At 47.5% G+C, this 26,341-nt stretch carries 24 protein-coding genes; 18 read left to right on the top strand and 6 right to left on the bottom strand.

The annotated features are described in order from the left end of the window. Positions 1–697: 697 nt before the first annotated feature. The 4 genes from coxB to ACJJIT_RS19450 are packed head-to-tail and all read left to right on the top strand — an operon-like array spanning position 698 to position 4,896. Positions 698–1,843, top strand: a complete 1,146-nt coding sequence (gene coxB / locus ACJJIT_RS19465; RefSeq protein WP_252084002.1) for a cytochrome c oxidase subunit II — start codon at positions 698–700, stop codon at positions 1,841–1,843. 18 nt (positions 1,844–1,861) lie between these two features. Further along, positions 1,862–3,412 (top strand): cytochrome c oxidase subunit I, encoded by a 1,551-nt coding sequence (gene ctaD, locus ACJJIT_RS19460; RefSeq protein WP_444883290.1) that lies wholly within the window; start codon positions 1,862–1,864, stop codon positions 3,410–3,412. An 18-nt stretch (positions 3,413–3,430) separates the two neighbouring features. Further along, entirely contained in the window at positions 3,431–4,000 is a 570-nt protein-coding gene (locus tag ACJJIT_RS19455) for a cytochrome c oxidase assembly protein (protein WP_444883291.1), read from the top strand. 5 nt (positions 4,001–4,005) lie between these two features. Then, complete coding sequence (locus ACJJIT_RS19450; RefSeq protein WP_252084005.1) at positions 4,006–4,896, top strand: cytochrome c oxidase subunit 3; 891 nt, start codon at positions 4,006–4,008, stop codon at positions 4,894–4,896. Between the two features lie 53 nt (positions 4,897–4,949). On the opposite strand, the gene ACJJIT_RS19445 is transcribed toward ACJJIT_RS19450, so the two are convergent. Then, complete coding sequence (locus ACJJIT_RS19445) at positions 4,950–5,174, bottom strand: DUF2909 domain-containing protein (protein WP_252086046.1); 225 nt, start codon at positions 5,172–5,174, stop codon at positions 4,950–4,952. Between the two features lie 33 nt (positions 5,175–5,207). Between ACJJIT_RS19445 and ACJJIT_RS19440 the strand changes: the two genes are divergently transcribed. The 8 genes from ACJJIT_RS19440 (at position 5,208) to ACJJIT_RS19405 (ending at position 11,798) form a co-directional block, all read left to right on the top strand. Continuing rightward, positions 5,208–5,942: an SURF1 family protein gene (locus ACJJIT_RS19440; RefSeq protein WP_444899406.1), complete on the top strand. Its 735-nt coding sequence runs from the start codon at positions 5,208–5,210 to the stop codon at positions 5,940–5,942. Between the two features lie 10 nt (positions 5,943–5,952). Beyond that, complete coding sequence (locus ACJJIT_RS19435; protein WP_444899405.1) at positions 5,953–6,594, top strand: hypothetical protein; 642 nt, start codon at positions 5,953–5,955, stop codon at positions 6,592–6,594. 11 nt (positions 6,595–6,605) lie between these two features. Then, the gene (locus ACJJIT_RS19430) at positions 6,606–7,712 is read left to right on the top strand and encodes a COX15/CtaA family protein (RefSeq protein WP_444899404.1); all 1,107 of its coding nucleotides are present in this window, start codon (positions 6,606–6,608) and stop codon (positions 7,710–7,712) included. 43 nt (positions 7,713–7,755) lie between these two features. Next, positions 7,756–8,649, top strand: coding sequence for a heme o synthase (cyoE, locus tag ACJJIT_RS19425; RefSeq protein ID WP_444899403.1), 894 nt, complete (start codon positions 7,756–7,758; stop codon positions 8,647–8,649). 3 nt (positions 8,650–8,652) lie between these two features. Then, the gene (locus tag ACJJIT_RS19420; protein ID WP_444899402.1) at positions 8,653–9,336 is read left to right on the top strand and encodes an SCO family protein; all 684 of its coding nucleotides are present in this window, start codon (positions 8,653–8,655) and stop codon (positions 9,334–9,336) included. A 67-nt stretch (positions 9,337–9,403) separates the two neighbouring features. After that, the gene (locus ACJJIT_RS19415; protein ID WP_444899401.1) at positions 9,404–10,183 is read left to right on the top strand and encodes a lysostaphin resistance A-like protein; all 780 of its coding nucleotides are present in this window, start codon (positions 9,404–9,406) and stop codon (positions 10,181–10,183) included. Positions 10,184–10,293: 110 nt separating this feature from the next. Beyond that, complete coding sequence (locus ACJJIT_RS19410; RefSeq protein WP_444899400.1) at positions 10,294–11,490, top strand: dipeptidase; 1,197 nt, start codon at positions 10,294–10,296, stop codon at positions 11,488–11,490. A 98-nt stretch (positions 11,491–11,588) separates the two neighbouring features. Further along, the gene (locus ACJJIT_RS19405) at positions 11,589–11,798 is read left to right on the top strand and encodes a hypothetical protein (protein ID WP_444899399.1); all 210 of its coding nucleotides are present in this window, start codon (positions 11,589–11,591) and stop codon (positions 11,796–11,798) included. 411 nt (positions 11,799–12,209) lie between these two features. On the opposite strand, the gene ACJJIT_RS19400 is transcribed toward ACJJIT_RS19405, so the two are convergent. The 3 genes from ACJJIT_RS19400 to znuC all read right to left on the bottom strand — a co-directional run bounded on the left by ACJJIT_RS19400 (position 12,210) and on the right by znuC (position 16,670). Further along, on the bottom strand, positions 12,210–14,843 hold the full coding sequence (locus ACJJIT_RS19400) for a TonB-dependent receptor (RefSeq protein ID WP_444899398.1): 2,634 nt from the start codon (positions 14,841–14,843) through the stop codon (positions 12,210–12,212). 231 nt (positions 14,844–15,074) lie between these two features. Then, on the bottom strand, positions 15,075–15,884 hold the full coding sequence (gene znuB, locus ACJJIT_RS19395; RefSeq protein ID WP_444899397.1) for a zinc ABC transporter permease subunit ZnuB: 810 nt from the start codon (positions 15,882–15,884) through the stop codon (positions 15,075–15,077). Next, positions 15,885–16,670: a zinc ABC transporter ATP-binding protein ZnuC gene (gene znuC, locus ACJJIT_RS19390; RefSeq protein WP_444891713.1), complete on the bottom strand. Its 786-nt coding sequence runs from the start codon at positions 16,668–16,670 to the stop codon at positions 15,885–15,887. A gap of 144 nt (positions 16,671–16,814) precedes the next feature. On the opposite strand from znuC, the gene ACJJIT_RS19385 reads away from it, so the two are divergent. Beyond that, positions 16,815–17,705 (top strand): metal ABC transporter substrate-binding protein, encoded by an 891-nt coding sequence (locus ACJJIT_RS19385; protein ID WP_444899396.1) that lies wholly within the window; start codon positions 16,815–16,817, stop codon positions 17,703–17,705. Between the two features lie 83 nt (positions 17,706–17,788). On the opposite strand, the gene ACJJIT_RS19380 is transcribed toward ACJJIT_RS19385, so the two are convergent. Then, positions 17,789–18,085, bottom strand: a complete 297-nt coding sequence (locus ACJJIT_RS19380; protein WP_444891684.1) for a hypothetical protein — start codon at positions 18,083–18,085, stop codon at positions 17,789–17,791. 339 nt (positions 18,086–18,424) lie between these two features. Here ACJJIT_RS19380 and polA point away from each other — a divergent pair, with 339 nt between their 5' ends. From polA to ACJJIT_RS19360, 4 genes are all read left to right on the top strand, one after another. After that, the gene (gene polA / locus ACJJIT_RS19375) at positions 18,425–21,163 is read left to right on the top strand and encodes a DNA polymerase I (protein ID WP_444899395.1); all 2,739 of its coding nucleotides are present in this window, start codon (positions 18,425–18,427) and stop codon (positions 21,161–21,163) included. Between the two features lie 461 nt (positions 21,164–21,624). Continuing rightward, the gene (locus ACJJIT_RS19370; protein ID WP_444883305.1) at positions 21,625–22,269 is read left to right on the top strand and encodes a dienelactone hydrolase family protein; all 645 of its coding nucleotides are present in this window, start codon (positions 21,625–21,627) and stop codon (positions 22,267–22,269) included. Further along, complete coding sequence (locus ACJJIT_RS19365; protein WP_444899394.1) at positions 22,266–23,234, top strand: ribose-phosphate diphosphokinase; 969 nt, start codon at positions 22,266–22,268, stop codon at positions 23,232–23,234. Before ACJJIT_RS19370 ends, ACJJIT_RS19365 begins: the two co-directional genes overlap by 4 nt. Positions 23,235–23,927: 693 nt before the next feature. After that, positions 23,928–24,386 carry a hypothetical protein gene (locus tag ACJJIT_RS19360; RefSeq protein WP_444899393.1) on the top strand — a complete coding sequence of 153 codons (459 nt, stop codon included), beginning with the start codon at positions 23,928–23,930 and terminating at the stop codon, positions 24,384–24,386. A gap of 341 nt (positions 24,387–24,727) precedes the next feature. On the opposite strand, the gene yihA is transcribed toward ACJJIT_RS19360, so the two are convergent. After that, the gene (gene yihA, locus ACJJIT_RS19355) at positions 24,728–25,396 is read right to left on the bottom strand and encodes a ribosome biogenesis GTP-binding protein YihA/YsxC (RefSeq protein WP_444899392.1); all 669 of its coding nucleotides are present in this window, start codon (positions 25,394–25,396) and stop codon (positions 24,728–24,730) included. 124 nt (positions 25,397–25,520) lie between these two features. Here yihA and ACJJIT_RS19350 point away from each other — a divergent pair, with 124 nt between their 5' ends. Continuing rightward, entirely contained in the window at positions 25,521–26,180 is a 660-nt protein-coding gene (locus ACJJIT_RS19350; protein WP_444883307.1) for a c-type cytochrome, read from the top strand. Positions 26,181–26,341 lie beyond the last annotated feature (161 nt).

Below are 26,341 nucleotides of genomic sequence, written 5' to 3'. Positions count from 1 at the left end.
CAGTTTGGAGTTTTGTCTGATGTATTTTAAGAGGGATTAGTATCGTTTTGGCACATAAATCATCTGTTACTAAGCTGTCGATTATACCTTATTGTTCAATTTGATGATTGTTGAAGGCAGGATTGGACAGAAGGGAGCAATAAAGGAGAGCAATTTTATACAAGCAATAAAGTGGTACTGAAGTGGATAGTCTGTGTGAATGCACACGCAAATAATCTTTTTAATACAAATTAATCGTCCCGGGACAACAGAACTTGAGCTTATTGCAAAATAGGAGTTATATCATCAAATAATGATTAAATTTATTTGAAATTTCCTATGCAGGAAGCTGGTTTGAGCATAATTTATCGCTATAAGGCCTGATTGACTTTTCATTGACAATATGTTCCTGTTGTACCTGCAGTAGTTGCGACAAATAAAGAAACACAGGTTGTTGGTTGTACCTTCCGGGCGACGACATCTGAAGTAAAAATTTTTTTACTAAAATAACAAGTTGCACTGACGGCAGTAATGCGGGGATGTCACCTCGCCCAGTGTATGTAGTCTTGTGTTACTACAGTATGTCAAAAATTATTGAGTGGATTTAACCCTGTAACAGTATATAGACAGGGCTATTTCAGCTATCCGTGAAGGCCGGCGGCCAAAAATAAAATTCGGGTTTTCGAAGGAAACCCGCAACCACGGAGATCTGTAGGCGATGTTGAGAGGCTTTGATCGGCTGTTCGCCTTGCTGGCCGCTTCGCTATCTGTCCAATCCGTACTGGCGGAAGAGCAGGCTGTTGAGCGCTGGGGGGTCAATATGCCCAAAGGGGTGACAGAAGTTGCCCAAACGACCTATGAATTACACATGCTGATTTTCTGGATTTGTGTAGCCATTGGTGCTCTTGTATTTGGTGTCATGTTTTACAGTATGTGGCGTCATCGTAAGAGTAAGGGATACAAGGCTGCACAGTTTCATGAAAGTACAGCTGTGGAGCTGGTGTGGACAATAATTCCCACTGTCATTTTGATTCTCATGGCTATTCCTGCGACCAAAACCCTCTATGAGATCTATGATACCGATAAAGCGGATCTAGATATCATGATTACGGGGTATCAGTGGAAGTGGAAATACGACTACATTGGTTCGGATGTTACTTTTTTCTCAAATCTCTCAACCCCACGCAGCCAAATTAATAACGAACAGCCAAAAAGCCCAAACTACCTATTGGAAGTTGATGAACCCTTGGTTGTTCCTATTAAGAAAAAAATTCGATTCTTAATTACTGCCAATGATGTGATTCATGCTTGGTGGGTACCTGACTTAGCTGTAAAAAAAGATGCTATTCCAGGTTTCATTAATGAATCCTGGACACGTATTGAAGAGCCTGGAATTTATCGTGGGCAATGTGCAGAACTCTGTGGCAAAGATCATGGATTTATGCCGATCGTGGTAAAGGCTGTTCCCCAAGAAGAGTACAACGCTTGGCTGGATGGGCGAGTTGCTTCTGCAGTAAAAATGCGCGAGCTTACGGGAAAAACTTTTACTTTTGATGAGCTTTTTGCACAAGGGGAAAAAGTCTACAACAGCATGTGTGCAGCTTGTCATCAGCCAAATGGAAAAGGGGTTCCCGGCGTATTTCCAGCGATTGCCGGATCAAAAATTGCGACAGGTCCCCTGAATACCCATCTTGACATAGTCATTGATGGATCACAGGTAAACCCTGCCATGCAAGCATTTGGAGAACAGTTATCTGAGGTGGATATAGCCGCAGTGATAACTTATCAACGCAATGCCTTTGGTAATGAAATGGGCGATACGGTTCAGCCCGTTGATATCCTTAATTTTAAGAATAAGCAGTAAGCGCTAGGGGATTTTAACATGGCACACGGACCTCAATCTGGCTTGAAACGCTGGCTATATACCACAAATCACAAAGATATTGGTACTTTGTATCTTTGGTTCAGCTTTGCAATGTTTTTCCTGGGTGGCTGTATGGCACTCATTATACGAGCTGAGCTTTTCGAGCCTGGGCTACAAATCGTACAGCCAGAATTCTTTAATCAAATGACGACCATGCATGGGTTAATCATGGTCTTTGGAGCGGTAATGCCGGCATTTGTCGGGCTAGCAAACTGGATGGTACCGATGATGATCGGCGCTCCGGATATGGCATTACCACGGATGAATAATTGGAGCTTTTGGATTTTACCTTTCGGTTTTGCAATGTTGGCATCGACCTTATTTATGGAGGGGGGAGCACCTAACTTTGGTTGGACATTCTATGCCCCCTTGTCGACAGAATATGCACCACCGAGCGTCACGTTTTTTATATTTTCCATTCATATTCTGGGTGCATCTTCCATTATGGGAGCCATTAATATCATAGCGACCATTCTGAATATGCGTGCTCCAGGCATGACTTTAATGAAAATGCCACTTTTCGTCTGGACCTGGTTGATCACTGCTTATCTTCTAATCGCAGTGATGCCAGTACTAGCTGGTGTAGTGACGATGATGCTGATGGATATCCACTTTGGTACCAGTTTCTTCAGTGCTGCAGGTGGTGGTGACCCAGTTCTATTCCAGCATGTTTTCTGGTTCTTTGGGCACCCAGAGGTATACATCATGATCTTGCCTGCTTTCGGTATTATTTCGGCGATCATTCCCACTTTTACGCGTAAACCACTATTTGGATATAGTTCTATGGTTTATGCCACAGCTGCCATTGCATTCCTCAGCATGATTGTGTGGGCTCACCATATGTTTACAGTGGGTATGCCTATAGCCGGCGAGCTGTTCTTTATGTATGCCACCATGCTGATTTCAGTACCCACGGGTGTGAAAATTTTTAATTGGGTTTCTACCATGTTTAGAGGCTCCATGACATTTGAAACCCCCATGTTGTTCGCTATAGCTTTTATTATTCTGTTTGCCATTGGCGGATTCTCAGGATTGATGTTGGCCATTGCTCCAGCGGATTTCCAGTATCATGATACCTACTTTGTAGTTGCCCATTTCCATTACGTACTGGTTCCTGGGGCTATTTTTTCCATTACGGCAGGGGTTTATTACTGGTTGCCCAAGTGGACAGGGAATATGTACAACGAAACTATGGGGAAAGTGCATTTCTGGTTAGCTTTCATCGGATTGAATTTAACCTTTTTCCCGATGCATTTTGTCGGTCTGGCGGGTATGCCCAGAAGAATTCCAGACTACGCACTACAATTCGCTGACTTTAATCAGATGGCCAGTATGGGGGCATTTCTTTTCGGTGCGGCTCAGGTGGTATTCCTCTTTAATGTGGTACGTACAGTCATGGGTGGTAAAAAAGCCACTGATAAAGTATGGGATAACCCGGAGGGGTTGGAATGGACGGTGCCATCACCGGCTCCCTATCACACCTTTAGTACCCCTCCGGTTATTCGTTAATTTCTGGTTCTTGTGCCGATGAAATTTAGCGAAAATACGAAAGTTTCTGCGAAATTGCTGGCGCTTGCCGCCAGCATGCTGGTGTTCGCCATATTCGTGATGCCACCACTTTATGATGCTTTTTGCGAGATTACTGGTTTGAATGGTAAAACTGGCGGGCGTTACGAAGCGGTCCCTGCTGCTATCGATACCAGCAGGTCTATCACCGTTCAGTTTATTGCGAGTAATAACGACAATATGCCTTGGAAGTTTTCTCCCAGTGTAATGTCGGTGGAAGTCCATCCAGGTGAGGTTATGGATACCGTTTTTATCGCTTTTAATCCTACTGGAAGGGATATGATCGGTCAGGCCATTCCCAGCTTGGTTCCTTTTAAAGCCGCGGAATACTTTCATAAAACTGAATGTTTTTGCTTCAATCAGCAAATTTTAAAAGCGGGTGAACAGGCAGAGTTACCATTGCGATTTATCGTTGATCCTGAGATTCCTAACAGTGTAAATACCATAACCCTTTCCTACACGCTGTTCGATGTTACGGAAAGAATTTCTAAAAATATCGAAAAAAATAACGAGCCCGAGCGAGAGGGATAAAATTCATGGCTAGTGAAAGCAGTTATTATGTTCCAGAACAATCCAAGCTGCCGATATTTGCCACTATAGGTTTGTTTTTAATTGCCTTTGGTGCTGCGAATTGGATCAATGGTGGTAGCTCCTATATTTTCTTTACCGGTGCGCTGGCTTTAGCAGCAGTCTTATGGTTCTGGTTTGCAGCGGTAATCAGAGAAAATATGGCTGGTCTGAACAGTGAACAGTTAAAGAGATCTTATGTCTGGGGAATGGGATGGTTTATTTTCTCTGAGGTTATGTTTTTTGCTGCATTTTTTGGGGCCCTATACTACATAAGAAATTTCTCTGTTCCTTGGTTAGCTGGAGAAGGCGATAATGGAATATCCAACATGTTGTGGGAGGGGTTTGAGAATACTTGGCCTCTCTATGTGACTCCGGATGCAGCAGCTCATGGCGATACGGCACAATTTATAGGACCTAAAGATGTTATTGATCCATGGCATTTACCTCTTTGGAATACAATAATTCTTTTATCTTCCAGCGTTACCGTACATTTCGCTCATGTGTTTCTTAAAAAAGGTGAGCGTGGGAAATTTAATCTGTGGTTGGGAGGAACTGTTCTACTAGGTTTCATATTTTTATATCTTCAGGCGCAAGAATACTATGAAGCCTATCAACATCTTGGACTCACTTTAGAGTCAGGCATTTATGGCACAACTTTTTTCATGTTGACGGGTTTCCATGGAGCTCATGTAACTCTGGGAACGATAATGCTGCTCATAATGTTGTTACGTTCTGTAATCGCACATCATTTCAAACCTAATGATCATTTTGGCTTTGAAGCAGCAAGCTGGTACTGGCATTTTGTAGATGTTGTCTGGGTTGGCTTATTTATTTTTGTATATGTGCTAGGTGCATAATTTATAAGTACATAGGATTCGCCTCAGGTTGAATTAACTTGAGGCGATATAAACTAATATTTATCTGTCCAGGGGGCAGTATTAGCCAAAATGCCGCTTTCGAAGCCATACCAGATGGCTAATAAAAGAAGTGCGGCAAGGGAAATCCGTATACCTAAAGCATAAAGAGTACGTTTAGACTGGGGAGCACCCATATCTCGCAGTAGAAAAAATAAAGCACTGGATAGACTCACCAGTATCGCGAGAAAAAGAACGACTATAACGATTTTGAGCCACATATAATTATTTTCCATTATTTTATGTAGTAGCACATGACAGTAGAGATACCATCAGTTTCTTCAGATAATACCAGTGTATCATTGATTCGTAACTGGTCGATCACCCTGTTTTCTTTTGGGTTTATTCCAGTTTTTGTGTTGTTGGGATTTTGGCAGCTCGGTAGAGCTGATGATAAGAGAATCATAGATTTAGAAATCAATTCAAGATTGTCATCCCAACCAGAAAATCTACATTTAGTTACGAATTTAAAAAGATTCCTGCCTGTAAAATTAGATGGAAATTATTCTGATGAATATTTCTTATTGGATAATCGAACTCGCACTGGAAAAGTAGGGTATGAGGTTCTTCAAGTCTTTATATCTGGTGAACAGAGATGGCTAATAAATCGAGGCTGGATTCCATTTTCAGCTAGCCGGGATGTAATGCCTGAAGTTAATTACCCTAAAAATAAGATAAAAATCAATGGGTTTTTATACCCGGTTGAAAACTTAAAATCTATAGAGACTAAAGAAAAAATAATAAATCGTAGAATACAGATTGTTAATAAAGAAATTGTTCAGAATATGACGCTCAGTAATAACAACTGGATCGTTAGGTTAAGTGCTGACTCAGAATCAGCATTCATAACGGATTGGCAATTAGTAAATAGCAGCGTGGATCGACATATCGCTTATGCGATTCAATGGTTTGCTATGGCTACAGCTTTATTTTTTCTTTGGCTTTTTACTGCTACCAATTTTATAAAAGTAAATAAAATAAATAATTAGGGGTATGATAATGGAAGGAAGAGAAGGGTCCTCCACTCTGCAAGAAAATGGGGAAATAAAAACAAATTCTTCTTCAAAAAAAATACAGATATTTTCTATTGCAGCATCGGTATTTCTACCGATTGTTGCAGCTTATATAGTGTTTTATACGGGAGTGGGAATACCTGATGGAACAACTAATCAAGGTGAGTTACTTCAACCACCGATTAATTTTAATGATTTAAAAATATCTTCACTTGAAGAGGAGACACAGTTAATTGGGGGGGATCACCAAAAGTGGAGATATCTCATTATAAGTCCTTCAGACTGTGGTGAGGACTGTGAAAAACTATTATATACCAGTCGCCAAGTACATATTCGATTGGGTGAGAAAGCCAGCCGAGTTGAGAGGCTTCTTGCAACTCATCATTCCATGACTGAAGAAAAAAAAGAAAAACTACAGTTAGAACATCCTCGTCTAAAGATTTTCAGATTGAATGACAATAGCGTAAATACGCTACATGAACTGACCGACCATAAAAAAATTGATGATGTTAAAGCAATATTAATAGATCAGGAAGGATTCGCAATGATGATCTATGACAACCAACATAGTGGTAATCAACTATTGAAAGATATCAAACGCCTGTTGAAGTACTCCTATGAAAAATAATGGAGAGTGACATGGAATCGTCAGAAAAAAAGAAAATAAAGCAACCTATAAAAGAGCAATTTGGTTGGCGTTTGAAGTTAACATTGGCTGGATGTGTCTTAGCCATAATTGTTGTTACTTTAGGAGCATTTACTAGGCTTGTTGATGCTGGGTTGGGCTGCCCCGATTGGCCTGGTTGTTACGGCCATCTTACTTGGCCAGATAAAAATCATGAAATTCAAGCGGCTAACTATGCATTTCCAGATACGCCTGTAGATACTAGCAAAACTTGGCCTGAAATGGTGCATAGATACTTTGCAGGCATCCTGCTTTTATTAGTCGCTTCACTTGTTTACATATCCTGGCGTAATCCTAAACAACGCACTTTTAAACAGATACATTTTTTGATGGCCCTGATTACTTTGCAAGCGGCTTTCGGTATGTGGACTGTCACCTTGAAGTTATGGCCTCAGGTTGTCACTGCGCACTTACTAGGAGGAATGGCAACATTATCTATGCTGTGGTTACTCGTAGAAAGAATGAGATATGACAAATTATCAGATCAATTTAAAAATTACCGTAAACTTCATAATTTATTACCCCTTGCCGTTTTGACTGCTATAGCAGTAGTTGTTCAGATAGCCTTGGGAGGCTGGACGAGTTCAAATTATGCTGCACTTGCCTGTCCAGACTTCCCCACGTGTCATGGAGAGTGGCTTCCTAAAGCTGATTTTAAGGAAGGGTTTAATATCCTCCAACAAATTGGGCCAAATTATTTAGGTGGTGCTTTGGAAAGTGATGCACGTACGGCTATTCACTTTATTCATCGTATCGGCGCTTTAATCGTGACTGGACTAGTCCTTAGCCTTTCATTTTTTTCCTGGAAAGCTGGTGAGTATCGTTGGGCCCTTATATTGATTGCTTTGATAGGGGTGCAGGTAAGTTTGGGTGTCGCAAATGTAATTATGTTTTTACCACTATCAATTGCTGTTGCTCATAATGCCGGTGCCGCATTTCTATTATTAGGTGTTTTAACTCTCTGTTATCGTATTTACTCAGCTGGCTCAATTGAATTGCGAGAAAATAATTCTAAAAAAAATAGAATTATAAAAGATTCAGGATTGGCTGCCGAGTTGTAATGATCTATGTCTTGTCAAGGAAGAATTAGAGAAGAAGAATATTATGGCTATACAAACTGCTAAATTGAGCTTCACTAACTGGCGTGATTATTATGAACTGACCAAACCCAGAGTAGTCATGCTGATGATTCTTACATCTCTGATTGGTATGTTGTTAGCTGTTCCAGGAATGGTTCCGTTAGAAATTTTAATATTGGGTAATTTAGGTATTGCCCTTTGCGCTGGTAGCGCTGCAGCGATTAATCATCTGGTTGATCGTTACATTGATACAAAAATGGCGCGTACTAGCAATCGCCCAGTTGCAAGAGGAAGGGTTGAGCCACGCAAGGCCATACTATTTTCTCTGTTTCTGGGTATTCTTGGTATGGCAGTGTTAATGGTATTTGTGAATGTCTTAACTGCTTGGTTAACACTGATATCTCTGATTGGTTACGCTGTTATTTACACTATGTTTTTAAAGCATGCCACACCTCAGAATATTGTCATTGGCGGACTCGCTGGTGCAGCACCGCCACTACTCGGCTGGACAGCGGTAACTAATGAAATTCATCCACATGCCCTGTTACTGGTACTGATCATATTTGCCTGGACACCTCCGCACTTTTGGGCACTAGCAGTGCATAGGAAAGAGGATTACGCCAGAGCAAAAGTTCCTATGCTTCCAGTTACTCACGGTGTTCCATACACAAATCTGCATATTTTACTTTATACATTTATTTTATTTGCAGTTAGCTTACTTCCTTTTGCGACTGCAATGTTAGGTTGGTTATATCTTCTTGGGGCGGTGGTGCTAGGTCTTGGGTTTATATATTGGAGTTTGGTAATGCTACGGGGTCGAGACCCCAATGCGGGAATTGAAACCTTTAAGTACTCTATTATTTATCTGATGGCTTTATTTTGCATTATGTTATTGGATCACTATTTAATATCGGTGTAAAAAATGACTAATATTCATAAGATGGCTGAGCCTAAATTCATGCAACGCCAAAAGCGTGGTGTTCGTATAACGATTACCGTTTTACTGATGTTTATTGTGGCAGTTTTGGTTGGCTTTGTTCATAAGTTAAGTCAACCAAGGATATTAAGTGATTCTGAGCTTCGCATAAATGGTGCCGTGAAATTACAGCGAGCAAGAATTTTAGATAATTTTCAGTTAATCGCTGATACAGGCAGTGCATTTGAAACAAAAAATATGAAAGGCCAATGGACTTTCATATTCTTTGGATTTACCCATTGTCCCGATGTTTGCCCTACAACTCTGTCGAGTCTCAATAGTTTCTATAAAATCCTTGATGAAGATATTCGTGCAGATACCGATGTTATTTTAGTTTCGGTTGATCCTGCCAGAGATAAACCACTAATTTTACATGATTATGTTCGATATTTTAATAATGATTTTCGCGGTGTTACGGGGAATTTCATAGAAATAAAGCGTTTTGCTAGTCAACTTAATGTTCCTTTTAATAAAGTTATTCTAGAAAATAATGATTATACGATGGATCATGGTTCTCAAGTTGTATTAATAAATCCCCTTGGACATTACCATGCTTTCTTTAGAGCCCCACTGGATCCGGCAAAAATGAAATTAACCTATCGTTCAATTCGTGCCACTTTTAATGGTTAATTTACTTATTGGAGTATTCTCATAAATTACTCTTTGACCTGTGTATGCTTAGATGTAAGGAAGTAAAGTGCAGTTGAAAAGCCTTGACAAGGTTCACTCAACGGATGTTTCTAAAGTCCCTTGGAGTGCACCACTTATCTTATCCATATGTATTATTCCTTTTGGCTGGGCTGGCTTTCTTGCACCTCTTACCTGGATCGCTTTAACCACACTTGAAATATGCCGAGGGTGGAGGCGTGCGGCTTTATATTTTGTTTGTATTGCCCTTATGCTGTTGGCCGGCTTTAATATCATTCCTGGTAGTGAGCGAATTCAAATTTTAACTCCCTACTCAGATAGTGCAGGGAATTTGATATATGCCAGCCTCAATAGTGGTAAAGCATTAGTTGCTATTGGCTTACTCGCTTTTATGCTTCGTCTAAAACAAACCGTACGACCTATCGATTTATTTTTTTTAATAATTACTATTGCTATTCCAATCGCTATTGGGTTGGTTTTGTATGGCCCTTCGGTAAAAATATCTAATACAATATTAATAGCAGCAGTTATCAATCTTTTAGTCGTATGTATTAGTGAGGAAGGCTTTTTTCGCTGGGTGTTACAAAGAGGATTAGAAGAAACCCTTGCTGAGTGGCGATGGCTTTCTGTTCCAATAGTCACAGTTATTTTTACCATGCTTCATGTTGGGTGGTCTGCAGATACTTCAGCAGTTATTCTACTCGGTTTAGCCTCTTTTTGTTATGCAATTCTCTGGTATTTACGTAGAAATTTTTGGCTTTGTGTGATGGCTCACTGGGCGGTCAATGTATTTCATATGTTATTACTCCCTTATCCTCTTCCGGCTTAAAACTGAAAAGTGATAATAATCTAACCAAGATATTCGTTGAAGCGTACTGATAATGTTCAAGTTTTTACCGCAGATCTTATTCACGTTTACCATTTGATTGGGAGATTCTTATGAAAAAATGCTTGGCTTTTATTTTGATATTCTTGTCGGCTTGTGATGAATGGAATGTTGAAAATCACCATGCACTTGCGACCAAACTTGTACTGGAAAATATGTTAGTGGATGGTCATATAGATGTTCCATATAGGTTGTCGAAAGAAAATGTTGATGTTGGTTCCAGCGTAGAAGGGGGAGACTTTGATTATCATAGGGCCATTAAAGGTGGTTTAAACGCTCCTTTTATGTCGATCTACATACCTGCTGAAAAGGAAATTGATGGAACTGCTAAGTATTATGCAGACCAGCTGATTACTAATGTCGAGACATTGGTAGAAATGCATCCCGAAAAATTTGCGATTCCTAAATCTTTAAAAGAATTAAAAGCTCAAGTTGAGCAGGGTAAAATTTCACTACCTCTGGGCATGGAAAATGGTGCAGGTGTTGACGGAAGCTTAGATAATTTAAGGCATTTTTATAACCGCGGGGTTCGCTATATTACCCTAACCCACTCTAAGAGTAATCATATCTCGGATTCTTCCTATGATGAGTCAAGGCCGTGGAAAGGATTGAGTGAGTTTGGTAAGGATCTAGTGAGAGGGATGAATGCACTAGGTATTATGATTGATGTGTCCCATATTTCTGATGAGGCCTTTTGGCAGGTAATGGAAATTTCATCCGTTCCTGTAATCGCCTCACATTCCTCAGCGAGACATTTCACCCCAGGTTTTGAGCGCAATATGAGTGATGCAATGATAACTGCACTTGCAAAGCAGGGCGGGTTGATTATGGTCAATTTTGGCTCAACATTTATTAGTGCTAAATCTAGAGATTCCTATAACTCAATTAGTCGGCTGACTGAAAAATATATTAAAGAAAATAACTTAGATATACATAGTCCGGAAGTTGAAAAATATACGGAAACGTTACATCAGGATATGTTTGTCTATGCCGATTTAAGTGATGTACTTGATCACTTTGATCATATTCGCGATTTAGTTGGTGTTGACCATATTGGAATAGGCTCAGATTTTGATGGTGTTGGTGACAGTTTACCTGTTGGGTTGAAAGACGTTTCAGAATATCCAAACCTTGTCTTTGGTTTACTTGAGCGAGGTTATAGTGAAGAAGACATCAAAAAGATCCTCGGGGGTAATCTACTGAGAATCTGGCAAAGTAATGAAGAGTATGCGACTTCACAAAGGCACTGATTTAGACATTGGCCTCAAATTGGTGAGCTATGCTTTTAGCAATTTTATAAATTTTACTGTCGAACCTGAACACAGGTCTTTTGAAGAGATTAATTTGTATGTTTCCTCGGCTGAGGAAAGCAAGGCTTTTTCTTGGTTGGTTTGGTCTTTTAATTGCTATGCCATTTTTTCTTTGGGGATTGGCAAGTGTACTAAATATTGTTCCATCAATGATTCAATATTTTGGGATTCAAGGGATAGGTATTCCCGCGATGATTACAATATCAGGGTTGTTATTAGCTGCGATAGGGTTTTGGGACTATGATTAAATTTGGCGGTTAAATCAATGTTGAAGGCATCTGATTTCTTTATTTTATTGGCTGTTCTGATCTCATTTTTTTTATCTGGGTACTTATGGTTTAACGGCTATAAGGAACAGGGTATTTTTACTGCCTTATGGGTGCCCAGTATTTTAAGTTTTGGCATCTACTTTAAAGTATCAGCCCTTCTGGCAAGAAGATAAAGGCTATGTCTGATACATTAATTTTGATAATAGGAATTGGCGTATCTATCTGTATATTAATAGGGGTAGGGCTGACTATCTATGAATTCCATAAGGCGGGTTATGAGCCAGTTGGAGATCGATCGAAGAAGAATAAGTCTATTAAATAATTTCGAGAAACTTATAAGATAAAAAGGGAAGCCAATGGCTTCCCTTTTTGTTTGCGAAAGCCCTTTGATTAGAAGCTATAAGTCATTTTTCCGTAAATAAAGCGTCCGCGTGGATCATGCTGTGATTCTACATAACCATAAAGATCTGTATCGCCATCACCAATAGCGAAGGGTGGTTCTTCATCAAAGACATTATCCGCGCCGAGACTTAAAACCATATTTTCGAATCCGGTATAGCGTGCTTGCATATTCATGGTCAAGAAAGAGTCAACAGTGCGAGTGCTGTGGCTTTCATAGTCGAGATTACCATCGAAGTCTATATCCGGTGTATCTTCAAACTCTCCGATATAGCTGAGTCCTGCACTAAAGCTGAAGGTGTCAAAGGTCCAGTCGGCAGTAGCGTTCCAGCGGTGTTGTGGATACTCGTATTCTCCAGCTTGGTCACGGGTAATAAATGTTTCACCAGTGGAATCCAGTTCAACACGCTCAAATTCTGCCAGGTAAGAATAATCCAGACGTAAGCCAATCTCACCACCGGCTAGATCTAAGCCATCGTAAACAATAGTTAGATCTACTCCGGATACTTCTTGTTCGCCTATATTGGTAAAACCGTTTCGAAGGGATTGCAATGATCCTAAAGATTGACCTTCGAGTGGTGTATCACGAAGGCAGATAGTGCTGTTCTGATCGTTACAATGAAGGTTGTAGACATAGCCATATGGAACGTCATCAATTTTGCCTTCTTGGGTAATATTCCAATAGTCTAAAGACAGTTGAAGGCCCTCAATAGGTTCGTATACAGCGCCAATATTGAAGGACTCAGATTCCTCGGCTTCTAAGTCCGGGTTTGCGGAATAGATAATTGTGTAATCGAGCTTGCCACAATCTTCAATGCCATTGGCTTCACAGCCATAGGTATCTGCAAAGAATACGGATTCTTGTGAGTCACCAAGACCTATCTGTGCAAGAGAAGGGGCACGGAAGCCGGTGCCCCAGGATGCACGCAGAGACAATTGCTCAGTGGCAGTCCACAATAGCTTGGCCATGGGATTGGTGGTACTACCAAAGTCACTGTAATCGTCGTAGCGAGTGGCCAATGTGAGGTCGAACCTAGCGGGAAGGGGGATGGCTACTTCGACATAAGCCGAGGAGATATCACGGCTGGCGCTGGCGGATACGGACTCAGTGCCAAATATTAACCCGCGCTGGAATTGGTCATCCGGAGAATCGGAAGCTTTTTCCTCGCGATACTCCAAGCCAGTAGCCATGGCAATAGTGCCATAAGAAGTATCGATTAAATCTCCGTTAACTGAGAAATCGTAGCTAGTCAGTTCAGACTTGCCCTGGCGGACTAGATTGGTGGTGATGGCATCAATCACTGAATCCGGATTTTGTACTCCGCCAAAGGGATTGTAATTACCGGCATTAATCTGTTCTTGCAGCAGATCGGTGCGCACCCATCCTTGGGACTTATTTCCTGTCTGTTTAGACTCGCTGCGAGAGCGCTGTACAGATGCCTCCCAGTCCCAATCGGCTATAGAACCTCGCAGGCCAAAAACACCACGAAGGTTATCGGTTTCAATGCTCCATTGACGTGCTCCAGCATCTACTGTGCGGTAAAAGGCGATATCGACTTCTTCGCCAAAGGGGTTATTCGGGTGGTCTGCTGGCACATAGAGGCCCGCGTCTGTATCCAGAGGCGTAGGAGCGCCCTGCGCTACGGAGGTGTTGTGCTGAATGGCAATTTCACTAAAGAATTCAACGTCTTCAGTTAATTGTTTATGACCCAGCATTAATAATCCAGTGCGTTCTGCTTCGGGTGTGATCAGGGTCCAGGGGCCGTAATCATAGCTACACACAGGACCAACACTGAGGACTGCTATACGGTCTTCAGGGCAACTGGAATCTGGTGTTGTTTTTGTTGCCATTGGTAAGATGAAAGTGCCAGGGAAGCCCCGAGCTGAGCGGAAGTTTTCACCACCTCGGCTGGTTTGGTTGGCGGTATCCAGGCCGCTGCGCTCTGTACTGGAGAGGCGACTGTTTTTGTGGTGATCAAAAATAACGGTGAAATTGGAGTTCTCCCCATTGATGCCCCAAACAGCCGAGAAGGACTGCTCGTCATAGCCATCTGCACTGCCGTAGTCCATAGATACTTCAGTGCCTTCGAAATCCTTGCGCAGTACCAGATTGACCACACCGGCTACCGCATCGGAGCCGTAAATGGCGGAGGCGCCATCTTTAAGAACCTCTACACGCTCAACTGCAGCCAATGGAATGCTGTTGATATCGACGAAGTTAGTGGTAATTCCCTCAGCAAAGGCGCTGATAGCAACACGGCGGCCATTAACCAATACCAGCGTGGCATCGGCACCCATACCACGCAAACTCACCGCAGCAGCACCGTTGGCGGTGGAATCCTGGTTGTTGCCGCGGGTGGAGAAAGTGCCGTTACCGGCGGCGGGGTTTTTCTCAAACAGTTGCTGTAGGTTGGTATAACCGGATTTCTCGATGCTTTCGCGGTCCATTACCTGGATCGGGGTAGCATTTTCAAATTCAGAGTTGCGGCTGATGCGGGAGCCGACAACGGTGACCTCTTCAATAGCACCTTCCTCGGCGGCGAAGAGAGCCTGTGGAGTTGTTGAAGCGGCCGCGGCCAAAATGGCAGAGGCCAACACATTGCGACGGAGAGTGAATTTTTCCATGTTTATTGCTCAACTTTTTTATTGTCATAGTCCATGACTGGCCCAAATTGGCTGGTCGTCGAGCAACACTAGCAATGGCGGAAAACTGAAACAATTAGCTCAGAGCTGGGCAAAGACCCTGTGGATAAATGGGTGAAGTAAGTCGCTTTTTTTGGATGAAATAAACGCCAAAACTACTAAAGGCAGTGTATTAGAAGCTGTGGCAGCGCTTAAAGACTGTCAAAAGGAACGCTAGTAATTTTGAAGTGGACGTAGTTGGCTACAGAGAAAAAACACAGCCGCTGCCAGGACAATAGAGGGCCCGGCTGGCGTGTCCCATAAAATAGAGGCGAGCAAGCCGAGCACTACGGCGAGGCAGCCGATCAGGGATGCCAGCAGCGCCATTTGCTCTGGAGTGCGGGAGAGCCTGCGTGCTGCAGCAGCGGGAATAATCAGCAAGGCGGTGATCAGCAACACACCAACCACTTTCATGGCAATGGCAATTAGCAGGGCTAGCATCAGCATTAGCGCCATACGTATTCTCTCTACCGGCACACCTTCCACCGAGGCCAGCTCCTCGTGCAGAGTGAAGGCTAATAATTTTTCCCATAGCCAATAAAGCAGAGCGAGGATGCCCACGGCAGTAACAGACATCAGCACCAAATCTTGGCTGCCTACGGCGAGTAAGTCGCCGAGTAACAGGGAGAGTAGGTCCACCTTAATTTCGAACAGGCTGACGGTCACGATTCCGAGAGCGAGCATCGAGTGGGAGAGAATCCCCAATAGAGTATCCACGGCTAACTTCTGCCTGCGCTGCAGGTACACCAGTAGAATTGCCAGCAAACAGCAGGTTGCGCCAACGGCGAGGGTGGGCATGATGTGTAGTACAAAGCCGAGGGTGACACCGAGCAAGGCTGAGTGTGCCAGTGTGTCACCGAAGTAAGCCATGCGCCGCCAGACGGCAAAACAGCCCAGTGGGCCGCTAACTAATGCGACTAGCAGACCGGCACCCAGGGCATACCAGAGAAATTGGCTGTGCAGTAATTCGCCGAATTCGACCACTTAATATTGCTCTCTATTTTTGCCGTTCGACTTTGTACCAGAGTGATTGCACTCTCCGGCAATATCGCCACTCAGTTTGTGCTGATGGTTATGCTGGTGGGTATAGGGAGCCACGGTATCGCCAAAGAGCGCCAGGTAGGCGGGATCTTTGCTCACCTGTTCCGGGTGTCCGTGACAGCAGATGTGTTGATTGAGACACAGCACCCTGTCGGTGGCGGCCATCACCAGATGTAAATCGTGCGACACCAGCAACACCCCGCAGCCCAGCTCATCGCGAAGGGTGGCTATCAATTGATACAACTCACTCTGCCCGCCAACATCGACGCCCTGGGTGGGCTCATCCAGCACCAGTAATTGCGGTTTGCGGGAGGCGGCGCGTGCGAGTAGTACTCTCTGCATCTCCCCGCCAGAGAGGTTTGCCAGGCTGGCTTGTAACAGTTGCTCGGCACCCACCCTATCCAGTGCGGCCTGCGCTTGAGTGGTCTTTATTCCCGGTTGGCCTATTTGTAGGAAACGCTGCACGGACATGGGCATAGAGTTGTCTATGTGTAAACGCTGGGGCATATAACCGATTCGCAAGCCCGGTTGGCGCCAGACGGTGCCAGATGTGGGTTTGGTCAGCCCCAGTAGTAGTCGCAGCAGGGTGGTCTTGCCGGCGCCATTGGGGCCGATCAGGGTGACAATCTCCCCCCGAGTCAACTCCACGGAGATGTCCCGGAGTAATTGCCGGCCGGCGAGTTGTAGCGCGACGCGATCGGCGGTAATTAGCGGCGGGGAAGGGTTCAGGACAAAATCTCCGGGGCGGGTGTGAAAAACTGTATGTTTGTGGCTTTCAAGCGAGGACTCAAAAAGAGAGCCTGTTGCCAGTTGGGCTGGCGGCGTGAAGCCGGTTGTGATTATATCGCAGTTTTTCTTCGCCAAATGTCTCCGATGTCTCCCTCTTCGCGTGTTTTCTCCTTTTCTGCCCTGATGTTGTTCTGCCTCAGCCTGCTGGCCTGTGGTAAATCTCAGCCCATTGAGCGCACAGAGCTGGTGGTGAGCGTGCGCCCGCTGGCACTGATCGCACGGGAAATTGCCGGTGATAACCTGCCGGTGAAAATATTAATCCAGGGGGTCGATCCCCACCATTACGCCCCCAGTGTTGCGGAGCGGGCACGTCTGGAGCGCGCCTTATTGATGATTTGGCTGGGGCCGCAGATGGAGGGGCTGCTGGCCGGGCAGGTGAATTCGCTACCCGAGGAAAGGCAATTGCAATTATTGGGCGCAACTGAATTTGAGTACCAGGGGGCCAATGCAGCCGATCCCCACCTGTGGCTGCGTCCGCGCAATGCGGCATTGGCTGGGGCCCTGATCGCTGAGCGCCTGGCACAATTGCAGCCGCAACAGGCTGAGCTGTATCGCAGTCGCGCCCGCGACTTTTCCCAATCTATGGCCAGCCTTCAGAAAGTGCTGGACAGGGCCCTGTGGGCCTACCGCGATATACCCATAGTGGTGACCCATGATGCTTATGGACATTTCTTTGGCTCCGCTGGGGTGAATACCCGTGCTCTAAGCAATGGTAGCGGTGGCGGCCGCGGTGCACGCGCCATGTTAGGCCTCAGTGGGATGGGGCGAGGTTGCCTGTTTGGAGAAGTCCCAGAAAATACTCGGGACCGGCAAGTGGCAGAGCATTTGGGGCTGGAATATGTCGCTCTGGACCCCCTCGGCGAACAGCTGGGGCCCGATGCCAGCTATCGCGACTTGATCGAGTCACTGTTGGTACAGGCGCGCAGCTGTCTTAGTGAGATACCCGACAGCGGTGTAGATGAAGCAGAGGAGTAAACTGGGCCCCAGGCAATTTGATGTCGACTTGGGAAAAAAATGGCCCGACAGTTGAGGCGCGGGCCATACCTTATAAGAGCCGTTTAACCGGCATTACCGGATTTATTTTTGAATTGCAGAAGTTTTTCTGCGCGCGCTGAATCTCTCTCAGCCTTGCGCTGCATCTTTTCCAGTTGACGCATCTGGCGTTGAAATAACGCTTCACTCTGTTCCCTGGTGGCTTCTTCCAGCATCAGCTCGTGACTTGGTATCTGTGGATAATCTGCTGTAGCAGAGACCGTTTGCTGGGACTTTTCCGTTTGGCAGGCAGATACCGCGGCTACTGGCGTTGCTAGAAATGAGGCGGTAAATAGCAGTGCGGCGTACATCACTCCTCTCATAATAAGAATCCTTCCTGTACATCTGTGGGTAACTTTTTTGCGGAAATAAAAGGCCCCGTGCCGCCTGTGGGCGGCCATTGGCATTTGTTTCCGGGGAGTTGGCGATTAATGAAAGTCGCTACCGGCAAGACTAGACAAGCCTGAGCATTTGGTGAGATTGCTGCGTCGATTGTTAGTAACCCAGCGTCGAGATGAGTTGGCTTTGCCGCAGGGGCTGTGGTGGCGGTAAATGTTCTGCCTGGTGCTAGCGAGCGGAAAAACTGTGCAAAGGGGGGTATCCTATCGGCCAATCCAGCGCCGCGAGCGCCCGACAGGACAAATAACAGAATCCCGAGATTTATGAGTAAACAAAGCACCCCTGCCGCCCCGCTGATCCTGGTGGATGGCTCCTCCTATCTGTACCGCGCCTTTCACGCTCTTCCGCCGTTGACCACCAGCCAGGGCAAACCCACCGGCGCCGTGCGTGGTGTGATCAGCATGCTGCGCCGCCACTTGAAGGAGCATCCGCAAAGCCCAGTGGTAGTGGTGTTTGATGCGAAGGGAAAAACCTTCCGCGATGAGATGTTTGCCGAATACAAGTCCCATCGCCCTCCCATGCCGGACGACCTGCGCGAGCAAATTCAGCCGATCCACGACATTATCGATGCCATGGGGCTACCGCGCCTGGTGGTAGATGGGGTCGAGGCGGACGATGTGATCGGCACCCTGGCCCTGGAAGCCCAGCGTAAGGGCCAGGAAGTGATTATCTCCACCGGTGATAAAGACATGGCGCAATTGGTGCGCCCCGGTGTCACTCTGGTCAATACCATGTCCAACACGGAGATGGATAGCGAAGGGGTTGTGAAGAAGTTCGGCGTGGGGCCGGAGTTGATTATCGACTTCCTCGCCTTGATGGGGGATAAATCCGACAATATTCCCGGTGTCCCCGGAGTGGGGGAAAAGACGGCGCTGGCGTTGCTGCAAAATCTCGGCAGCCTCGAAAATATCTACGCAGACCTGGACGCCATTGCACCGCTGGGATTCCGCGGCGCCAAGACCCTCGGTAAGAAAATGGCCGAACACCGCGAGGCGGCAGAACTCTCCTACAAACTGGCCACCATCAAGACCGATGTGGAGATGCCTTATCACCCACAGGATCTGCATAATGCGGATCCCAATACCGATGTCTTGATAGAGCTGTTCACTGAGAATGAATTTCGCGGCTGGCTGGAAGAGCTGACCAGTGAAGAGTCTGAAGAGGCCATGGCTGAGGCGGTTGAGCGGGATTATGTCATCGTTACCGAGATGACTGAATTCGACGCCTGGCTTGAACAGCTCAAGGCATCTGAGATCTTTGCTTTCGATACCGAGACCACCAGCCTTAACTATATGCAGGCAAAACTGGTGGGGGTCTCTTTCGCAGTCGAGCCCTATCGAGCCGCTTATGTGCCTCTGGCCCACGACTATATGGGCGCACCTGAGCAACTGCCCTTCGATGAGATTCTCGCCAAGCTGAAACCTCTGTTGGAAGACGAAAAACAGAAAAAGGTGGGGCAAAACCTCAAATACGACAGTCATATCCTGGCCAACTACGGCATCGAGCTGCGTGGTATCGCACGGGATACGATGTTGGAGTCCTATGTACTGGACAGCACCGGCAGCCGCCACGATATGGACAGCCTGGCACTAAAATACCTGGGCGAGCACACGGTACATTTTGAGGATATCGCCGGTAAAGGCGCCAAACAGCTTACTTTCAACCAGATCGAGCTGGATAAAGCCGGTCCTTATGCTGCTGAAGATGCGGATATCACTTTGCGTCTGCACAATGAGTTGAGCGCACGCCTACAGAGGGAGCCGACGCTGCAAAAGATACTCGATGAAATCGAGATGCCACTGCTACCGGTGCTCGCACGTATGGAGCGCAACGGCGCCTATATCGATGCGAAAATGCTCGCCGAGCAGAGTGCCGAACTCGAGCAGAAGATGCGCGCGTTGGAGCAAAAGGCTTACGAAGTGGCCGGTGAGGAATTCAACCTGGGTTCCACCAAGCAGCTGGGAGTCATTCTGTTTGAGAAATTGCAGATCCCGGTGATCAAGAAAACCCCCAAGGGGGCGCCATCCACTGCGGAAGCGGTACTGCAGGAACTGGCCCACAATCACGAGCTGCCAGCGCTGATCATGCAGTATCGCGGTCTGGCCAAATTGAAGAATACCTATACCGACAAGCTGCCGAAAATGATCGACCCCAGCAGCGGGCGGGTGCATACCTCTTACCACCAGGCGGTGGCGGCTACCGGTCGGCTGTCCTCCAGTGACCCCAACTTACAGAACATTCCCATCCGCACTGAGGAAGGGCGTCGTATCCGCCGTGCCTTTACTGCGGACCCGCGCATTAATGGCGGTAGTGAAATTATTGCAGCGGACTATTCACAAATTGAGCTGCGCATCATGGCGCACCTGTCTGGGGACAAGGGTTTAGTGGATGCCTTCGCCCACGGAGCCGACATTCACCGCGCCACTGCTGCAGAGGTCTTTGAAGTGGCGCTGGATGCTGTCAGTGATGAACAGCGCCGCCGTGCCAAAGCCATCAACTTTGGCCTGATCTACGGTATGTCAGCATTTGGCTTGGCCAAGCAATTGGATATCCCACGCGCCGATGCGCAGACTTATATCGACCGCTATTTCGAACGCTATCCCGGTGTGTTGCGCTATATGGAGGATACCCGCAAGCAGGCGGCGGAAAAGGGCTACGTAGAGACCCTGTTTGGTCGCCGCTTGTATCTGCCGGAGATCAACTCGCGCAACGGCATGCAACGCCAGGCGGCCGAGCGTACCGCGATCAACGCGCCAATGCAGGGCACCGCCGCAGATATTATCAAGCGCGCCATGATAGCCGTGGATGCCTGGCTGAAAGAGCAGCAGCTGTCGACAAAACTGATTATGCAGGTACACGATGAACTGGTACTCGAAGTGCCTAAGAATGAGGTTGAGACAGTGGCCAGTGGTGTACAGGAGATTATGCAGGGCGCTGCCCAATTGCATGTGCCTCTGATTGTGGATCTGGGGCGCGGCAAGAGCTGGGATGAAGCGCATTGAGTTTCTCAATTTAAGCGACTGGTTCATCCATTAAGTAAAAGAGCCAGTTCAATGAGATACGCCGGTACAAGATGGCTTAATAGGCGTCTTTTTGATGAAAAAAGTGCCAATAAGTGTGTTTTAGTCGGCGTTTTTGCATTCTTTGCGCGAAATCGTGGAACTGTTCCGGCGACATCCCCTCTAAAAAGGCAAGATCGTTGGAATGCGTCATCATCCCCCAAGGAAGTCAGATGTTTGCCCCGGAACTCCCCCAAGTCCGGGGCATTTTTTTTGCCTTCAAATTAAACCCTTCTACAGCTCTCGCTTTTTCATGGATTAAGCGACACAAGTAATTCCCGTAGGCCCGCTGGCGTTCATCTGGTCTAGTCTGAGCACTACAAAGATTTCATTCGTTTGCCACAACGTCTGGGCGGCTAGGATTATTAACTGCCCCTGTCCCCTGGTTACCGAGAGGGCCATCAATGCAGAACAAAACTATAGCGTTGGCTGCCGAGCACAAAACTCTACAGGCTTCTCTCACGCTGCCCCAGGAAGCGCGTGCGCTGGTGATCTTTGCCCATGGCAGCGGTAGTAACCGCAACAGTCCGCGCAATATCGCCGTGGCGCGACGTCTGAACGATGATGGATTTGCCACACTTTTATTTGATCTGCTCAGCAAAGAGGAAACCCGTGCAGATGAGGCTACCAGCGAATACCGCTTTGATATCGACCTGAGTGCCCGGCGCCTGGTGGAAGTGATCGATTGGGCCGCACATGGGGAAACTACACGGACTCTGCACATCGGACTATTCGGCGCCAGCACTGGGGCTGCGGCAGCGTTGATTGCCGCCGCCGAGCGTCCGTCCCTGGTGGGTGCGGTGGTTTCACGGGGCGGCAGACCGGACCTGGCCGGTTCCGATCTACCCCTGGTTAAGGCGCCCACGCTGTTGTTGGTAGGCGGTGATGACAAGCAGGTGCTGGAATTAAATAAAGAGGCCCTAAATCATATGGTCAATGAGCCCCGCTTGCACTTGATACCCCACGCCGGTCATTTATTTGAGGAACCCGGTGCCATGGATGAAGTAGTGCGCATGACCGAGCGCTGGTTTCGTGCGAGTTTACTATGAGTAGACTGAAACTATTTAGCCTGGATGCCGGCGCCGATTTTGCTGGTCGTGTGGCTGCAGCCTTGGGTGAACCACTAGCTCGCCACGAAGAGCGATGCTTTGCCGATGGTGAGCATAAAGTGCGTCCATTGGATGATGTCGAGGGGGCGGATGTCTTCCTGGTGCAATCCCTATACAAGGACCATTGCAGTAGTGTCGATGAAAAACTGCTGCGTTGTTTGTTCTTCATTGGCGCCCTGCGCGATGCAGGGGCGGCACGTATTACCGCAGTAATGCCCTACCTTTGCTACGGACGCAAAGACCGGCGCACCAAATTACACGATCCACTGCCGACTCGCTATCTGGCCAGCTTGTTTGAGGCCGTGGGGACTCAGGTGGTCGTGACTCTCGATGCCCATAACCTGGCTGCGTTCGAGAATGCTTTTCGCTGCCGCACCTTACATTTACTGTCGGAATCTCTGTTACTGGAATTTGCGCTGAGTCAGCTGTTGGCGGAACCGCGACCACTGTCGGTATTATCGCCAGATGAGGGCGGTATAAAGCGTGCGGAGGCCTTACGCGAGGCGTTGAGTGAGCGTCTGGGGCGCCCAGTAGGTTGCGCTTTCGTCGAGAAGTATCGCAGTGGAGAAAAAATCAGCGGGGGCACCTTGGTGGGTGAAGTACAGGGGGCGGTCGTGTTGGTTGTGGATGATCTTATCGCCAGTGGTGCAACACTCTGCCGGGCGGTGGAAGCTGCCCATGGAGGCGGGGCGCAGCGTATCCTGGCACTGGCCAGCCACGGCCAATTTAGTGGCGATGCTTTCTCAAACTTGTCACAACTACCCCTGGAGGCGGTGGCAGTGACCAACTCTTTACCCCAGTTAAATTTGCCACAGAGTTTCCATCTACTCGACTGCGCCCCATTGATGGCGGAAGCGATTCGGCGCCTGCATGATTGTGGTCCGGTGAGTGAGCTTACACTTTAATTTTTTCAGCAAATTAGTCTTATCGACAAAGTAACTCTCTGCTTCACATCTGTCTTACGCAATGTTGGCGCATAAATATTCTTCTGAAATCCGTTCCATCCCTATCACGCGTTATTTTTTCCGCCCCTGAGCCGCATTTACATTTATTTACTTAAGCAATGGGAACAAACGGGGCAAATGTCCTATCGAATAAAACAGATCATTGTTGCTCCCTAACCCCAAAGCGTTCAGCTTTTTAACCCCGGAATTCCCCAAACCCGGGGTTTTTTTTGTCTGCGCGCAGGAGGATTTGTTTTCCGCCTCTCTGGACCTTTCTTATTAGCCGCTGATTTATTGGTGTCTTTGGAACCTATTTCCGGAAATTAGTGATTAAAGGGAATAGTATTCGCGCACCTCTGATCGTGGTGTTTACTGGCTGGGAAACGAATCTGAGCCAGCCTAACCTTTCAATATGTAAGGTGTTTGCATATGTAGAGGAACCCTCAGACGTACCCGTCCCCCTGGGTGCGTCTGGCAAGTGCCCCACCCCAAGGGCACTGACCCCTAGCCGGCAGCCCCCATCTGCCGGCTTTTTTTATGCCTTGTTCTCAATACCTCCCCAAAAGTCTTTTCATTTGTCTCTTTCAGTTAAATGCACTTGCAAATGATAATGTTTCTCATTATCTTTAATTTGAACCTAACAGGGGGGTTACCGTGAATTTACGTTACCTATGTGCTAATCACCGCCAGTGGCTGATTGAGAATAACGATCGTGCGGAACAGGCGTGGTTGGATTGGATGGAGCGCGGCAGGATGCTGTGCGAAGAGGGAAATCATAGTGAGGCGATTCCCTATCTGGGTTGCGCGTTTGATGTGGCGGGAATGCTGCTCACAAGCGAGTGGCCCAGCTATGCCATATCTGCAACACGTTTTAGTGAATGTGCCGCTCAATTAATGGCGGCTTACCGGAAGCAGGGAGATGAAAAACACCACCACTACCTCCTTGTTGGAGCCAGTTCTGTTCTCGCCCGCCAACTGGGAGATCGCGATAAACAGCGGCTTGCCGCTGACTGCATCAGCGCACTCTATACGGATGGGGACGACGAGCCGGCACCCTTACTTGCCGGGGGAAAGCTCGTATCCCATGGCGGGGCGAACCTGCAGTTGCACTAAAGGGGAGGCGGCAGCAGAGGTCGAAAAATCCTCGCATCTGCTCACCGTTGCTATTTGCGAGGATACCCTGGTGGATCTGTTAGCACAGCGTGCCCTTTGCGCAGAGGCGCTGCACTGTGCGACCCCCCAAGCGCGACGTCGTCTGCGCGAGTTACTACTGCGTTCGCTGTTGCCCGGGGGAGAGAACATTTCGCCGGGCGGGAACTGACAGGGTGATCTCGGAGCCCCCGACCTCCTTGAACATCGCTTTGGCTTGCAGACCGGTGGCTTTGGCCTAGATGTTCACTGAGCAGAAACGCGTGCCAAGGCGTAACTGGATCCCGTCTCCCCCAGAGTTTGCTTTAGCTTTCAGTCTCGGTTGGCATTTCAGCATCGGTCTGGGGCGCCAGCCAGGTGTTTAGCTTGCGCTCCAGCTTGTCGAGGCCGGTTTTTTTCAGTGAAGAAAAGGTCTGTAGGGTTACGCCGCGACTCAACCCCTGCTCCTTGAGGGATTTCTCCACGGCGAATAGGGCGTTGTTGGCCGGGCCATTTTTCATTTTATCGGCCTTGGTAAGCAGGATATGCACGGGCAGTCCGGCCTCTACCGCCCAGGTGAGCATATGCAGATCGAACTCCTTGAGAGGCTGGCGTATGTCCATTAATAACACCAGGCCGCGCAGGCAGGTGCGCTGCTCCAGGTACTCGGCCAGATGGCGCTGCCACTCGTCTTTCATAGCACGGGCTACCTTGGCGTAGCCATAGCCTGGCAAATCTACTAGGCGCTGGTCTTCTGACAGGCTGAAAAAGTTGATCAGCTGGGTGCGCCCGGGGGTTTTAGAGGTGCGCGCCAGCTTGTTGTTGCTGGTCAGGGCATTGATGGCGCTGGACTTGCCCGCATTGGAGCGGCCGGCAAAGGCCACCTCGGCGCCAATGTCTTCAGGACACTGTGCCAGAGTGGGGGCGCTGGTGAGAAATCGTATGGAACGATAGTTCAGTTTCTGTGGTTGGGCTTCAAATTTGTTAATTGGCATCGTTTAAGTCTGCTGATTCAGTACACTCGCTTGGCGCGCAAGTATATAATGCCGCGGTTTTCGCGTCGCAGGACTATCGGGGGCGACACGAAACGCCATATTTCAGCGCGCAACGGGACGACGTATGAACAGCATTATCAAGAACACTGCTCTGGCACTCGGTTTGGTTTTCGGCTTGGGGGCCGTACCTTTTGCAATGGCTTCTGGCGATGCTGCTGCGGGCAAGGCTAAGGCCGCCCAGTGCGCCGCCTGTCACGGTGCTGATGGCAACAGCCTGTCACCGGCTTTCCCCAAAATCGCTGGCCTCGGTGAAAAGTACCTCTATAAGCAGCTCCAAGACATCCAGAGCAAAACTCGCGACATACCGCAGATGATCGGTCAGCTGGATAACTTTAACGACCAAGACCTGCAGGATATCGCCGCCTACTTCGCCTCCCAGCCAATGCAGCTGACTGGCTCCACAGCCTTCCCGGTGATGCTTAATAGCGGCGACAGTGTCGATAGCCTCATCCTTGGCCGCAAGCTGTTCCGCGCAGGCAATAAAGAAACTGGCGTACCGGCTTGCATGGGCTGTCACTCTCCCACCGGTCAGGGCAATGCCCCGGCGGGTTATCCGCGCCTGTCCGGTCAGTATCCGGAGTATATTGAAGCGCAGCTGAAAGCCTTCCGTGCGGGTACTCGTGCCAATGATGGTGAGATCCGCACCATGCGCACCGTTGCCAAGCAGCTCTCCGATGCAGAGATCAAGGCGGTTGCCAACTATATCGCTGGTCTGACCGACTAAAAGGGTTAGCCACAGTAACGAGAGGCCGGTCACACACCGGCCTTTTTTGTGCCCGACGCTCGCTCAAGTGGGCGGGAATTGGGTAAAGTATTGCCACTTTTGCGACCTTTCCTTGCGCCTGGCGCTGGGAACTTAAATAATCTGCGCTGTCTATTGTGTCC

It is taken from the genome of Microbulbifer mixtoriginis (SeqCode), from assembly GCF_052467515.1.
This window is presented reverse-complemented; position numbering and strand designations above follow the sequence as displayed.